Origin of the sequence: Levilactobacillus suantsaii, from assembly GCF_014069315.1 — a bacterium.
Lineage (GTDB): Bacteria > Bacillota > Bacilli > Lactobacillales > Lactobacillaceae > Levilactobacillus > Levilactobacillus suantsaii.
This window is the reverse complement of sequence record NZ_CP059603.1, coordinates 240,547-255,162: the sequence shown is the minus strand read 5'-3', so window position 1 is coordinate 255,162 and position 14,616 is coordinate 240,547. Positions and strand designations below refer to the sequence as shown.

Here is a 14,616-nt window from a genome sequence, read left to right as displayed (position 1 = left end):
ATGGCAATTAAAATTTTAATGGATACCGACCCCGGAATTGACGACGCAGCGGCGTTGACCATGGCGATCAACGACCCCAAGATTGACTTACAGTTGATCACCACGGTGGCCGGCAACGTGACTGTCGACAAGACCACCAAGAACGCCTTGAAGATCGTCCGGTTCTTCAACCAGGATATCCCAGTGGCTGCTGGTGCCCAGTTACCATTGTTCAAGGATTTTGAAGACGCCGCCCGGATTCACGGCGAATCGGGGATGCCGGGGTACGACTTCCCCCAAGACCTGCCGACGCCGCTACATAAGACGGCCGTCGAAGCCTTACACGACACCATCATGGCTAGTTCAGACCCCATCACGCTGGTGCCGACCGGCTCGTACACCAACATCGCCTTACTCTTATCCGAGTATCCCGAAGTGAAGAGCCACATCGACCGCATCGTGGCCATGGGGGGCGCTCTGGGCATGGGGAACATGACCAGTGCCGCTGAGTTCAACGTCTTCACCGACCCGGACGCGGCCGCCATCGTCTACAAGTCCGGTGTACCGATCGTGATGGTCGGCTTAGACGTCACCATGAAGGCGTTACTGACCAACGAAAACATTGAAAAGTTACAGTCGTTGAACGAAGCCGGGCAGATGCTGCACGACATCATCATCAATGACGGTGACCACAGCGACCAGGGCAGTGCGATGCACGACGTCAACACCATCTTCTACCTGTTGCACCCCGAAGCCTTCACCACCCGTGACATGTGGATCGACGTGGTCACGGACGGCCCCGCCATCGGGGAGACCGTCGGCGATATCCGTGGGGCTTACCACAACGGCAAGACCAACGCCAAGGTCTCCGTGGACATCGACGCCCAAGCCTTCAATGACTGGTTCATGGCCGAAGTTAGTGCGATTAAGATGTAGGGTTATTGATTTAACTGAAAAGTAACGCAACGCCGTCACCCGATATTTTGAAGGTGACGGCGTTTAGCGTCGGGATTCAGATAAAAAATGACAACCTTTACACAAACGAAAACTTATCGATACAAAAACTAGACAAAGGCTTGCTATGATAAGGGTAAATCAGGAGGAAGAAAGAAGATGTGGTGAATGTCTGTTACGGATACCGATACACTCATCTTACTCATTTTGACCTGGTTACCGATGTTATGGTTTAGGAAACCAGCCCATCATCGTCGATAAGTCTTTTCCGTTGGAGGAGTCCGGAGTTGTTCTGGGCTCTTTTTGAGTTGGGAGGATTGGGGTGAGCGACGAGCCGGGCCTTTCGTGAAAACTTTACACGATGTTGACCAAGACCATACCAATAATTTACATGAAACGGGTATCCTAGACGTAGTTTCGCCGGCGAATCGTCTCGCGGGTCCGTTCGGTGGGGTACCACAGGGCGCCACCGAATGCAGAACTCAGCCTTCGCCGTAAATCTTGGGCGCTAGCGACCGGTACGGGGAGCGCAATAACCGGTCACTAGGCGATAGGGGCAATGTGGGAAATGAACAAATATACGATTATTCACGTGTCCGATCCGCAACTCACACCACCACTACCGGAAGTTGGCGCCGTTGCCGTTGCCAAGTTACAGCTGATTTTTGACGACATCGTGGCGCACCATCTGTGTCCCGATTTGGTCGTCATCAGTGGGGACTTGATTCAGCGGGGCGCCACGGCCGATTATCGGTGGTTACGGACCTACTTGGCACAACAAGAGCAGCGGTTGGGGACTGCGATTCAAGTCATCTTAGGCGACTTGGACGACCGGCAAGCGTTCAACGCCGGTTATTTGGACCAGACACGACGCGCTTACTACGCGTACAAGCTGAACCAGAAGAACCTGGACTTTTATTTTTTAGACTCGAAATGGGAGAGTCGCCGCACGGCCGGTTGGCTGGACCGAGCGCAACTCGACTGGTTGAATAAGAACCTTCACCTGGTGCCCCGGCGCCGGGCGTTTCTCTTTTTACACCACCCCTTGGACGCCCCAGCGTTGCGGGACATGCGTTACACCTTGTTGCAGAATAATCGTGAATTGCTGGCGATCTTGCACGGGCATAACGTGGGGGGGATCTTCGCCGGGCACCTGCACTTTTCAGCCAACTACCTGGTGGACAACGCGGTACCGGTGACCGTAGCGGGGGCGGCGTCGACCTACATCGACTGCCAAGACCCCCACAAGCACGTGGTCCACGACGCGGTCAGCTATAACGTCATCACCATCGAACGGGGCATCGCCAGTGTGACCAGTCACCCCTTGCGCTTTGACACGGGCATCTTGGCCACGATTCCGGTGGGCAACACCGGCTTCACCAAGCATCGGCCGCGTTTGACGCGGATTCGGGATGTCAGTGGGGTCAATCTACGCGGTGGTGTAGGCGAGTAGCGGTCATTAAATTCAGAAAGCTTAGAATCGGGGGACCTGCTGGGGGTCCGCCGATTTTTTATCGCGCGGGGCGTTTCATGTGGCCCCAGTTTTCGGTATAATAGGAAACGATGTGGTGCGGGGACGCGGTTGCGTTTCCGCTATAAGTAAGGTAAAGTATAAGCAAACGTGAAACAATTGTTTCACAGAAGTGGACTGGGAGATTATAAATGAATCCAGAAGAATTTCGGGCCGCACTGGCCGCTCAGGGGATCACGTTGACCCCCAAACAAGAGCAGCAGTTTGCGACGTACTATCAATTTTTAGTGGCGACCAACGAGCACGTGAACCTCACGACGATCACGGCCGCCCCAGAAGTTTATTTGAAGCACTTCTACGACTCGTTAACGCCGGCATTTTATTTGCCAGCCCTGCAGACCGACCCGCTCACGTTATGTGATGTGGGGGCCGGCGCCGGGTTCCCGTCGTTGCCGTTGAAGATTGTCTTTCCCCAACTTCAGGTGACCATCGTGGATTCTTTGAACAAACGGATTACCTTCTTGACCGAGTTAGCGGCCAAGTTGGGCCTTACCGGAGTCAAGTTTTACCACGCGCGGGCCGAGGAATTCGGCGGCAAGCGCGCGCCGCACCGGGAGAGCTATGACCTGGTCATGGCCCGAGCCGTGGCGCGGTTATCCGTGCTGAGCGAACTGTGCTTACCGTTGGCCAAGGTCCACGGGCAGTTCGTGGCGTTGAAGGCGGCGAAGACAGCTGACGAGTTAGCGGTGAGTCAAACGGCCATCGCCACTTGCGGCGGGAAGCTCGTTGCCGACCATGCGTTTAACCTGCCGGTCTCAAACGACCCGCGGCATATCGTGGTGATCGACAAGGTCAAGCCCACGCCCAAGCGTTACCCGCGCAAGGCGGGCACGCCCAACCGGGAACCGTTAGAAGATTAATGAGATGGAGGTAAGATAAGTTGCCATTTTCATTATTTGGAAATAACCGGGACAAGGCGACGCCGCCGGTGAAGCAAAACGTGGTGCTGATCCCGTTGGCGAAGATCATCGCCAACCGCTTCCAGCCCCGGCAACGCTTCGAACCGACCGGCATCGACGAACTGGCCCACACGATTGCGGCGCACGGGTTATTGCAGCCCATCGTTTTACGTCAGTACGAGCCCGACCACTACGAGATCATTGCCGGTGAACGGCGGTTTCGGGCGGTCACCAAGCTCGACTGGACCGAGGTCCCGGCCATCGTCGAAGACCTCGATGATGACGAGACGGCCTCGATGGCGTTGATTGAGAACCTCCAACGCGAAGAATTGACCGCCATCGAAGAGGCCACGGCCTACCAGCAACTGATGACGCTCAATTCGATGACCCAGGCTCAACTGGCCCAGGGCATCGGTAAGAGTCAGGGCTTCGTGGCTAACAAGTTGCGGTTGCTCAAGCTCAGTGACCCGGTCCGTCAGGCGTTGTTGAACCGGCAGATCTCGGAGCGCCACGGCCGCGCGTTACTGGCGGTTAATCCGGCCCAACAGGCCACGGTGCTCCACCAGATCATCGACCGTAAGCTCACGGTCAAGGAGACCGAAGCCCTGATTGCGGCCTTGGCCCCACAGAAGACCAAGCACCGCCGCAAAGTCACCAAACAAGGTGTCAACGGCGACACCCGCGTGGCGGTCAATACCATTCGCCAATCGGTGAAGATGGTGACCGACGCGGGGATGTCGCTGACCACCAAGGAAGAGGAGACGGCGGACCATTACCGGATTATTATTGATATTCCAAAAGAAAGCTAGAGGTGGAACGAAGTATGGGTGAAATCATCGCATTAGCCAACCAGAAGGGCGGCGTCGGTAAAACGACCACCGGCGTGAACCTAGGAGCGGCACTGGCCACGGACGGCAAACGCGTCTTGTTGGTCGATACCGATGCACAGGGGAACGCGACCAGTGGTGTCGGCGTGCAGAAGTCGGCGATTCAACGCGAAATTTATAACGTTCTGGTCGATGAGATTCCGATACGTGACGCGATCGTGTCAACCGAGCACGCCGGGTTGGACCTCGTGCCGGCCACCATTCAGCTTTCGGGGGCCGAAATCGAACTGACCCCCATGATGGCCAGAGAGACCCGGTTGAAGGCGGCGCTCGACGAGGTTCGTGACGACTACGATTATATTTTGATCGATTGTCCGCCGTCGCTGGGATTGCTGACCATCAACGCGTTCACCGCGGCCGACTCCATTTTGATTCCGGTGCAAAGTGAGTACTATGCGCTGGAGGGGTTGACCCAACTATTGAACACGGTCAAACTGGTCCAGAAGCACTTCAACCGCGATCTACGGATCGAAGGGGTGCTGTTGACGCTGTACGATGCCCGGACCAATTTGGGCAAGCAGGTCAACGAAGAAGTCAAAAAATACTTTAAAAATAAGGTTTACGCCACGATTATTCCGCGGAATGTCCAATTAGCCGAGGCTCCGAGTCATGGGATGCCGATTATTGACTACGCCCCGAAATCTAAAGGGGCCCAGGTATACACCGAACTCGCAAAGGAAGTGCTAGCTGCCCATGGCAAGTAAGAAAGAGAAAAGTTTAGGACGCGGCATCGACGCGCTGTTTGCTGAAAACGGCGTCGATACCGGAGAAGAGACCGTTGTGGATCTCGATTTAGCGGCGATTCGCCCCAATCCGTACCAACCCCGGCAGAAATTCGACCAACAGGGGTTGCACGACTTGGCCGCGTCCATCGAAAAGACCGGCGTGTTTCAACCGATCATCGTGCGTCAGCCCGATAAACAGATTGACCGCTACGAGATTTTAGCGGGCGAGCGGCGTTTCCGGGCCTCCAAGATGGCCAACAAGGACACCATTCCGGGCATTATTCGTGACGTCACGGAGGAACAGATGATGGAAATTGCCGTCTTAGAGAACCTCCAGCGCGAAGACCTCACACCTTTGGAAGAGGCCGAGGCCTACGATACGTTGATGACCAAGTTGACGTTGACGCAGGCGCAAGTGTCCGAACGTCTGGGCAAGAGTCGGCCGTACATCGCCAACTACCTGCGTTTGCTGGGGTTACCCAAGAAGGTCAAGGACATGCTGCAACACAACCAGCTGTCGATGGGCCAGGCCCGGACCTTACTCTCATTGAAAGATAAGAGTCAATTGGTGGTGCTGGCGCAAAAAGCCGTTAAGCAGGGGATGACCGTGCGGGCGCTGGAGACGGAAGTCAATAAGTTGAACGGGGCCGCTAAAAAAATGGCCAAGAAACCGGCCAAGAAGAAGTCCCCGTTCCTGCGTTCCACGGAGAATCAACTTCAGGAACACTTTGGTACGCAAGTCTCAATCAACGAGAACAATCACCAGACCCATACGGGCCACATCGAGATTGAGTACCTGTCGAACGATGATTTGAACCGCATTTTGACGTTGCTGAACATTCAATCGAACTAACGGAGGGATACGATGTACGACTTAGGCGATTTGGTGGAAATGAAGAAGCCTCATCCATGCGGGGCCAACCGCTGGGAGATTACCCGGATGGGTGCGGATATCAAAATCAAGTGTACCAACTGCGGCCACGTGGTCATGTTGTCGCGGCGTGAATTTGAAAAGAAATTAAAGAAGGTACTGGTCAAGAAGGCCGATATCGAAAATTCAGAAAAGAGTGAATAAGTGTTATGTCATTAACTGCAGGAATCGTTGGCTTGCCAAACGTGGGGAAGTCAACTTTATTTAACGCGATTACCAACGCTGGTGCCGAAATGGCCAACTACCCGTTCGCCACGATCGACCCCAACGTCGGCATGGTCGAGGTACCAGATTCCCGCTTGGCCCGGATTCAGGAGTTGATTCCGGCCAAGAAGGTCGTGCCCACGACCTTTGAATTCACCGACATCGCCGGGATCGTCAAGGGTGCCAGCAAGGGTGAAGGCCTGGGGAACCAATTCCTGGAAAACATTCGCCAAGTCGACGCCATCGTCCACGTGGTACGGGCCTTCGATGACGACAACATCACCCACGTCTCCGGCAAGATCGACCCCATCGACGACATCGAGACCATCAACCTGGAACTCGGCTTGTCCGACTTGGACGCCGTCAACAAGCGCTTAGCTAAGGTCGAACGCGCCGCTAAGGGCAGTGACAAGGAAGCCAAGGCCGAACTGGCCGTGCTGGAGAAGATCAAGCCAGTCTTGGAAAATGGCGGTGCGGTCCGGACGCTGGACTTTGACGAAGAGGAACAAAAGATCGTTAAGGGTCTATTCCTGCTGACGTCTAAGCCGGTCCTTTACGTGGCCAACATCGCTGAAGACGACATGGCCGATCCCGAAAACTCCAAGTACTTCAAGACTATCAAGGATTACGCTGCCAAGGAAGGCGCCGGCGCCATTGCTGTGGCCGCCGAAGCCGAAGAAGAAATCGCCGAATTAGACGATGACGAAAAGGCTGACTTCCTGGAAGCGGAAGGCGTCGAGGAACCCGGTTTGAACCGGTTGATTCGCGCGTCCTACCATTTGCTGGGTCTAGAGACCTTCTTCACGGCGGGGGGCAAGGAAACTCGAGCGTGGACCTACAAGGCCGGCACCAAAGCCCCGCAAGCGGCCGGCATCATCCACTCCGACTTCGAACGCGGGTTCATCCGCGCCAAAGTCATGGCGTTCGATGACCTGGACAAGTACAAGACCGAAGCGGCCGTCAAGGAAGCGGGTAAGCTGCGGGTCGAAGGCAAGGATTACGTGATGACGGACGGCGACATCGTCGAGTTCCGCTTCAACGTTTAGAAGGGGTTTCAATATGAGTGAAAACAAGTCGCGTCCGCGTAATGCGGGCGTCCATCAAAACCGGAACGACGTGGCGACCAACGAACGAGCCGCCTTTGACAACTTAGGCTTGACCAAGCGTAACGCCGACTACATGTTCCGTTTCAACCGGGCGTTAGCCGACACCAATCTGTCCGCCGACAAGAAGGCCGAGGCCGTCCAACAGATGGTCGACGAATTAGTTGCGGGCCAAAAGCACGGTGCGACCGCCAAGAATCTGTACGGTGACGTGCCCACGCGGGTCAAGTTCGTGGTCGAAGGGCCTAAACGCGAGGCGGAAGGTCATCTGATCGGTGGCCCCGATTACTGGCCGAACATGTGGTACAACACGCTAACGTTCTTCATGATCTTCACCTTACTGTTCGGGATTACCTACCTGTTCTCCCCGAAGATGATGAAGCCGGGCGAAGCGGTCGGCATCACGGCCATCATCGTCAGTGCGTTGGTCGCAGGCTTCCTGCTGCCAATCATGCCGCGGTTGTTTGACCCGAAGATCAAGCACCGCTTCAACGGCTGGATTCGGTTCCTGTTCACGTTGCTGGGCTTTGCGGTCTGGATGATTCTGTTCTTCCTGGCTCAAGCCTTACCAACGGTCGTCAACCCAATCTTGCGACCATGGCCAAGTATTATCGTCGGCGTCTTAGCCATCGTTGGGATGGTTATCTTGCGGCGGCGGTACAATATCCGTGGTGGCTTCTTCGGTTAAAAATTGAAATAATGAGCCGTTCGGTACCCCTAAGGGTATCGGACGGCTTTTTGCGTGGTGTGGTGGTTTGATTTCAAGCGGATACGATGCTTTGAAAGCGAGTTGGGAATTTGTGAATGAACCTGATGATGGCTTTTATGCCGCGAATAACGGTTTCACAAAGAAATAATCGATTAAGCGCCAATTTGGAAGCGTCACCGGCCTTGACAGGGGCTGGCGGCCTGTCTAGACTATAGGTTGCATGAGAACTAGAGAGAAAATCAACGATTAGGAGATCATTTTCATGAAAAAAGTTTTTGGATGGTTTACCGTTGCCGTGGTCGTCTGCGGTCTGTTGGGCGTGGCCGTCACCGCAAAGGCTGATGCGTCACTGTTCCCGCTCTACCGCAGTTCTAACGTTAACCGCCAAGCCATTGACGGCACGCACCAGTCCCATTTGAACCTGACCTTACCGCGGTTGGGAGGCCTGCCCTTTGCCAGTGGTCACAACTATAGCGGCAATTAGTTAGCCTGACTTGACAACCGGTGGGGGTATTTCCTACACTAAGGGCGTACCAAGTCTTAGCAAGGAGCGATACGCATGAAGAAGTTTTGGAGTTTCTGTGCCGGCGCAATTGCGGTTCTGGGACTGGGTGGCGTTGCCATCAATGCCAGCGCTGACACCATGTGGATGCCATTTACCCACAGTTCTCAAATGACCCACCACACGGGTGGGAACATGATGGACGGCAATTGGTCGGGCTCATCGTGCGGGTCTCACACGGGAAGCACACAGTATGATCACAATATGATGGACCGTTAAGTAACTGATGACAGGACCGGGGGATTACTTCTCTGGTCTTTTTTTGCGTTGAGTTCGGTGCCTGATGATTGGGCATAGCGACTATTTGGCGGTTAAGGATGAAAAAAGGTGAAAAGTTAGCGGCCATAGTTAGGTGACCGTCGTTTGCTCGGTTGGGGACTGACTCCCGTGGCCCCTTTAAAATCAAAGCTTTCGGGGGATTTTCAAGCAATCAAAAGCTGACGAAAAAAGTTTGTTGGGCCCGCACTTGACTCCAGAAAACGACCTCCTAGAATGGGGTCCAGATAGCCGATGTTTGTGACTACCTGACTACAATTTGGAGTTGAGGGGGAGTTTTCATGAAACGTATTTTGGGGTACGCAGCGGCCTTATTGGCATCGCTATCGTTAGCTGGAGTCGCCGCCACGTCGGCACGTGCCGATGGGGATGCGGCGAATGCGGCTAGTGGGCAGAACACGAGGATCTTGAACGATAATCCAACAGGTGATGCGAATAGTTCAAGTCCCGCGAATGATAATGCTAATGCAAGTGCGCCTAGTTCTAGTTCGAGTTCCGCCGCTGAATCGAGTTCGGTGAACAAGCCGCAAAAGCCCGCTAAGAAACCGGGAAAGAAACCCGCCAAGAAGCCGGCCAAGAAGCCGGCCAAGAAAGTGACCTCCGCAAAGAAGATGCGGGGGCGCTTGCACTACCGCAAAGATTCTCGCAAGGTTCTCTTCCAGAAGGGGCGGAAGGGTGCAAAGGTCGTTTTGCGGAACGCCAAGGGTCAGTTCGTCAAGAAGTTTGACGTCAAGCACAACGGCAAGTTCATCCTTAAGTTGAGCAGGAAGGAAGCCCTTAAGCTGGGCAAGTACCGCAAACACTTTACATTTACAGTCGCCGAAAAGGGCTACAAGGCCTACACCGTAAGGTACCTGATCTACAAATAAAATACGATGACTCAATTATCGGGGCGGTTTCCTGGGGGAACGGCCCCGTTTTTGTATTCGGGGGAGTAAGGCGAAGAAGCCTTCGAATACAAATATGGCAACGATTTCCAGATAGTGTATTATACTGGCTACTGGATGATTCCGCAGGGCCATACTAGCTGCTGGTCAGACCGATGTGTTCTGTCGCGACTAGAAAATGGTTAATGGTGGGATTACCAAGGCTAAGAGTGTGCCCATTAATAATTAAGGAGTTTGATATAAATGGCAAATACAGATCCGGTAACGTTAGTCGCTCAGTTAACGCTTGCTGAAAAAGCGGCGTTAGTCAGTGGTAAGGACTTTTGGTACACGGAAGCGGTGAAACATGCCAACCTCCCCAAAATCATGATGACGGATGGTCCCTCGGGGCTCCGGAAGCAGGCTGAGGGTGCCGATGCCCTGGGATTGAACGACAGTGTGCAGGCCATCAATTTTCCCGCGTTAGCCCTGAGCGCGAGTTCATTCAACCGCGACTTGCTGCAAGAATTGGGACAACATTTGGGGCAGGCGGCCAAAGCCAACCAGGTCTCGGTCTTGTTAGGCCCCGGGGTGAATATCAAACGGAGCCCGTTAGCCGGACGGAACTTCGAATACTTTTCCGAAGATCCGCTAGTGGCCGGTGAACTTGGCGCGGCTTACGTGCAAGGGGTCCAGTCCCAAGGCGTTGGGGTGAGTGTGAAGCACTTTGCCGCCAACAACCGGGAAAATCAACGGTTTACGGCTTCATCGAATGTCGATGAGCGGACGTTACGGGAAATCTACTTGAGTACCTTTGAACGCATCGTGAAAAAGGCCCAACCGGCGTCGTTGATGTGCTCCTACAACGCCATCAATCACCGGTTGAACTCACAAAATAAGCGCTTATTGACGGATATTTTGCGCAATGAATGGAACTTCAAAGGCGTCATGCTTTCCGATTGGGGCGCGGTTGCGGACCAAGAAGCGGCGTTAAAGGCCGGTTTAGATTTGGAGATGCCTGGAAAGGGCCAGACATCGACCCAAAACATTTTAGACGCCGTTCAGGATGGTCGGTTAGCCGAAGCGCAACTCGACCGGGCCGTGGAACGCATCGTGGCCATGGTTCAGCACTACCCAGCCGACCAGTCAGCGGCGGATGGATACGACTTGAAGGAACAACACCAGTTTGCCCGTAAAGTGGCCGATGAAAGTATCGTCTTGCTCAAAAACGACCAGAACGTCTTGCCGGTGCAAGCCAGCGACCACTTAGGCGTAATCGGCAAGTTGGCCGCCAAGCCACGGTACCAGGCGGGCGGGAGTTCGCACGTCAACGCGTTTCACGTGACGACGCCCTTGGAGGCGATTCAAGCAGCCGACAACGCCAGTGATTACGCTGAAGGTTACGCGTTAACGGATGATCAAGAAGACGATAAGTTGACGGCTGAAGCGGTGGCCGTAGCGAAGAAGGCGGACAAGGTCATCTTCTTTGCGGGCGTGCCGGAAGCTGATGAATCAGAAGGGTTCGATAAAACCACCATCGATTTGCCCGCGAACCAAACGACCTTGCTGGCCAAAATCGCGGCCGTTAATCCGCACGTGATCGTGGTCTTGCAAAACGGTTCAGCTATCACGATGCCATGGCGCGACCAGGTTGCTGGTATCGTCGAAACATACCTCGCCGGTGAGGCCGTCGGGGAAGCCACCTGGGACGTGTTGAGCGGTGCCGTGAACCCGAGTGGCCATTTGGCGGAGACCTTCCCGTTGCGCTTGGCCGATACCCCGGCTGCCACCACGTTCAACGCGAGTCCGACCGATGAAAATTACCGTGAAGGGCTCTTTGTGGGGTACCGGTATTACGACTCCAAGCAGGTGCCCGTTCTGTATCCGTTCGGGTATGGTCTGAGCTACACCCAATTTGCGTACAGTGATTTAACTGTCCAGGAACAAGCGGACCATCACGTCGCGGTCAGCTTGACCGTGCGCAACACGGGTGAGCGAGCCGGACGGGCGACGCCACAACTTTACGTTGCCAACCGGACTAGTCACATCGAGAAGCCAGCCAAAGAATTGCGGGGCTTTACGACGGTCGACTTAAAGCCGGGAGAAAGCCAAACGGTCACCATCGACCTCTCGCAACGGGCCTTTAGCTGGTACAACCCGCAAACCCAAAGCTGGCAAAGTGATAGCGGTGACTACGACATTTTGGTCGGTCAATCTGTAGCCGACATCGAGTTACAACAGACCTTGCAACTGGATTGGGGCACGAATGACGCACCAACGGTCACCCAAAATACGTACTTCAGCGATATTCTCAAGCGCGATGATCTCGACCAGGCACTGGCAACGTCTGGCTTGGATAAAGTCTTGTCAGACTTAACGTCATCCGGTGATAACGCCAAACTACTGGAAAATATCCCGTTACGGTCAGCAGTGATGCTAGGAATCAGCGAGCAGCAAATTACCCAGTTCATCCAGTTGGCTAATCAGCCGGTGACGGATTAAGCGCTGAGCAATAAAAAGCACGACTAAAATTCTAACAAGCTCCCTGTCGTTTTTGATTGGCAGGGAGCTTTTTTGGTGCGTAGGGGATAAATGCCAGGCCGCCAACGCTGGTAACCCCTTACACAATGGGATTTATAGCAACTTGAGCCAAACGAAGGGCCCTGGCTTGTCTTGGCTAGGGTGGGCTCCGTATAATACAGCGTATGTTGACCAGTCAGTCGCTGTGAGTGAGGAGTACACAAATTGGGGGAAATTATAAAAATGACAACGCAAAGTTCTGAGGTCACTACTAGACCCGCTACCGATATGGAAACCATCGTCATCGTGCCGCAAAACAAATGGGCGGCCAAAGCACCAGCCACCGTGTTAGCACCCATGACCGCTAAATGACCGGTAAAGCCCAGTCTTGCACTGAAGACCGTGCGGCCTAAACAACGGCACCTACGCTTTAAGCATGGGGCCAAAGGGATGACCGTGGTCCTGCGTGATCAGGACCAGTGCGTCATCAAGGTTTGCCAATTAAGCCATAGTGGCAAATTCACGTTACCCCTGTCCAAAGGGCAGTTTAATGCGCTGACCACCGGGGCCTTTTACGTGACGACCTTAGTCGCGCACCAGCCGGCCACGACCGTAAAGTATACAGTGGCGGGCTAAGTCTCGTTACCCTTTGTAAGGCGATTGGTTAATCGCCTTTTTTTGATGGCCAAATTGTTGTTGCTCGTTCGACCACTCGCCATAATGGGATTATCCATAACGGTATAAACACTTCAAATGGAAAATGGTAAAATTGGTTGAATGGAGTGATGCGGGATGTTGGCAAGAATCAAGGCAAAATTGGGGAGTGCAGAGGCCCAGTATCTCGCCTTATTTGCAATCTTAGGCTTTTTCATCATGTTGTTTTGCTCGTACACGTCACCGGCGTTTTACTTTGATTACTCGCCGGACAATAACGCCTTTTTCACGACCGGGAAGGCTATGATGCACGGACAAGTTCTGTATAAAGATATTTTTGAACAAAAGGGGCCTTACGTGTACCTGCTACACGGGCTCGTGTATTTGGTTTCCCACCGGAGTTTCATCTTGATCTACGGGGTGGAAGCTCTGACGTTGATTGCGGCGATGTATCTAACATATCGGATTGCTCGACTGATTTTACCCACGCCGCAAGCCTTATTGATGGGTATCTTGTCGCCGGCACTGTTCTTGTACCATCCGTACTACGATTATGGGGATACGGTGGAGTTTTTTGCGGTGCCGTTGATTTTGTCGCTGATTTATCTGGTCTTGTTACTGGCCGAGGACCGGCAAGGGGTCCAGTCGTGGTGGTACTTTTTGCAAGGGTTGTTCGTGGGCATCATCTTTCTGTCGAAGTACACGTTACTGGGGGGCTGGATAGCCTTTTACCTGTTCATGTTAGTGGCGCTGATTCGCGACCGGGATTGGCCGCTTTTGAGGCGCCTAGTAGGGTGGAGTCTTTTGGGTTTCTTGGTGGCCACGGTGCCGTGGGCCATCTATTTTGCGGTGACCCACAGTTTCGGGGCCTTGATTAACGTTTACTTTCTCTTCAATATGCGGATCTACATGACCTCGTCCGTCTCGGCCTTTTCTAACCTGTTGCAATCTACCAGCTTACTCTCGCAGTTTTTCTTATCCGACGTGGTCTTCTTCGTCTTGGGACTGGTGGGAACCTTAGTCATTGCCTTTCGGACCGACATCTTGAAGAATAGCTTTGCCAAATCGTTGTACTTGGTAGTCTTCTTGAGTAGCGACGTTTTAGCACTGTACGGGTACAGTAGCGGCAACGTTTTCCAATATTATCAACTGGTCTACTTTCCGTTCTTTGTGTTGCCGTTCATCTATTTTTGCCGGTTCTTCTTCGACCGGCAAACAATCGTGCGGACCGACGACGCGGGGCCCATCTTGGTCACGATTCTAATCAGTCTCTTTTTGGTCTTGGGCGTCAATAATAACTTTACCAGTTCGCGGCTGTTTCCTAACAACGCGTCCGTGACCGACCGCCATACCACGGTGCCCCAAGAGCCGGCACAAATTCAGTTCGGCAACTTGATGCGGCGCAGTGGCCAGCCATTGACCCTGTTAAATTACGGATCCATCGACATGGGCTTTTACACGGCGTCGGGGGCGGTGCCCGACCAGTACTACTTCCAGAATTACAATATTCCGGCGCGTAGTGACCCGACCATTTTAGCGGACCAATTGCGCTCGATTCGCCGGGCCAAGACCGAATGGGTGGTCTTCAACACGCCAAAGGGCAAGTCGCCGCAAGCGTGGACGGGAATCTCGTACCGTCCCGGGCAGATCAGCGACGGGAACTTGAATCCGGGCACGGCTAAAATGAGTCGGGTGTTGTATCAACATTACCGCTACGTGACTAAACACACGCAGAGCTTTGAAAACGTTAACGTGACTTATTGGTTGTTTCAACGCAAATCCTAACGGGGGGAACGGAAACCGCATTTGCGGGTCG

16 protein-coding genes are annotated in these 14,616 nt (G+C 53.8%); all 16 read left to right on the top strand.

Going from position 1 to position 14,616, the window contains the following annotated elements; genetic code table 11:
• The 16 genes from rihC (at nucleotide 1) to H3M12_RS01160 (ending at nucleotide 14,585) form a co-directional block, all read left to right on the top strand.
• Complete coding sequence (rihC, locus tag H3M12_RS01230) at nucleotides 1–915, top strand: ribonucleoside hydrolase RihC (RefSeq protein ID WP_129032395.1); 915 nt, start codon at nucleotides 1–3, stop codon at nucleotides 913–915.
• A gap of 586 nt (nucleotides 916–1,501) precedes the next feature.
• On the top strand, nucleotides 1,502–2,386 hold the full coding sequence (locus tag H3M12_RS01225) for a metallophosphoesterase family protein (RefSeq protein ID WP_129032396.1): 885 nt from the start codon (nucleotides 1,502–1,504) through the stop codon (nucleotides 2,384–2,386).
• A 209-nt stretch (nucleotides 2,387–2,595) separates the two neighbouring features.
• Nucleotides 2,596–3,324 (top strand): 16S rRNA (guanine(527)-N(7))-methyltransferase RsmG, encoded by a 729-nt coding sequence (gene rsmG / locus H3M12_RS01220; RefSeq protein WP_129032397.1) that lies wholly within the window; start codon nucleotides 2,596–2,598, stop codon nucleotides 3,322–3,324.
• 20 nt (nucleotides 3,325–3,344) lie between these two features.
• Nucleotides 3,345–4,172, top strand: a complete 828-nt coding sequence (gene noc, locus H3M12_RS01215) for a nucleoid occlusion protein (protein ID WP_182150804.1) — start codon at nucleotides 3,345–3,347, stop codon at nucleotides 4,170–4,172.
• Nucleotides 4,173–4,186: 14 nt separating this feature from the next.
• A complete protein-coding gene (locus tag H3M12_RS01210; RefSeq protein WP_129032399.1) occupies nucleotides 4,187–4,954 on the top strand; it encodes a ParA family protein in 768 nt (255 codons plus the stop codon).
• Complete coding sequence (locus tag H3M12_RS01205) at nucleotides 4,944–5,828, top strand: ParB/RepB/Spo0J family partition protein (protein WP_129032400.1); 885 nt, start codon at nucleotides 4,944–4,946, stop codon at nucleotides 5,826–5,828. Before H3M12_RS01210 ends, H3M12_RS01205 begins: the two co-directional genes overlap by 11 nt.
• A 12-nt stretch (nucleotides 5,829–5,840) precedes the next feature.
• A complete protein-coding gene (locus H3M12_RS01200) occupies nucleotides 5,841–6,050 on the top strand; it encodes a DUF951 domain-containing protein (RefSeq protein ID WP_129032401.1) in 210 nt (69 codons plus the stop codon).
• Nucleotides 6,051–6,055: 5 nt separating this feature from the next.
• The gene (gene ychF, locus H3M12_RS01195; RefSeq protein WP_129032402.1) at nucleotides 6,056–7,156 is read left to right on the top strand and encodes a redox-regulated ATPase YchF; all 1,101 of its coding nucleotides are present in this window, start codon (nucleotides 6,056–6,058) and stop codon (nucleotides 7,154–7,156) included.
• A 13-nt stretch (nucleotides 7,157–7,169) separates the two neighbouring features.
• Nucleotides 7,170–7,901, top strand: a complete 732-nt coding sequence (locus H3M12_RS01190; RefSeq protein ID WP_129032403.1) for a DUF1129 domain-containing protein — start codon at nucleotides 7,170–7,172, stop codon at nucleotides 7,899–7,901.
• 283 nt (nucleotides 7,902–8,184) lie between these two features.
• Complete coding sequence (locus tag H3M12_RS01185) at nucleotides 8,185–8,406, top strand: hypothetical protein (protein WP_129032404.1); 222 nt, start codon at nucleotides 8,185–8,187, stop codon at nucleotides 8,404–8,406.
• Between the two features lie 75 nt (nucleotides 8,407–8,481).
• Nucleotides 8,482–8,703, top strand: coding sequence for a hypothetical protein (locus tag H3M12_RS01180; protein ID WP_129032405.1), 222 nt, complete (start codon nucleotides 8,482–8,484; stop codon nucleotides 8,701–8,703).
• Between the two features lie 338 nt (nucleotides 8,704–9,041).
• Entirely contained in the window at nucleotides 9,042–9,629 is a 588-nt protein-coding gene (locus H3M12_RS01175; protein WP_129032406.1) for a hypothetical protein, read from the top strand.
• Between the two features lie 261 nt (nucleotides 9,630–9,890).
• Nucleotides 9,891–12,128, top strand: coding sequence for a beta-glucosidase family protein (locus tag H3M12_RS01170; RefSeq protein WP_129032407.1), 2,238 nt, complete (start codon nucleotides 9,891–9,893; stop codon nucleotides 12,126–12,128).
• 261 nt (nucleotides 12,129–12,389) lie between these two features.
• The gene (locus tag H3M12_RS12975; protein ID WP_263853901.1) at nucleotides 12,390–12,518 is read left to right on the top strand and encodes a hypothetical protein; all 129 of its coding nucleotides are present in this window, start codon (nucleotides 12,390–12,392) and stop codon (nucleotides 12,516–12,518) included.
• A 30-nt stretch (nucleotides 12,519–12,548) separates the two neighbouring features.
• Nucleotides 12,549–12,782, top strand: a complete 234-nt coding sequence (locus tag H3M12_RS01165; protein ID WP_182150803.1) for a hypothetical protein — start codon at nucleotides 12,549–12,551, stop codon at nucleotides 12,780–12,782.
• A gap of 156 nt (nucleotides 12,783–12,938) precedes the next feature.
• The gene (locus tag H3M12_RS01160; protein ID WP_129032409.1) at nucleotides 12,939–14,585 is read left to right on the top strand and encodes a glycosyltransferase family 39 protein; all 1,647 of its coding nucleotides are present in this window, start codon (nucleotides 12,939–12,941) and stop codon (nucleotides 14,583–14,585) included.
• The last annotated feature ends 31 nt before the right edge of the window (nucleotides 14,586–14,616 follow it).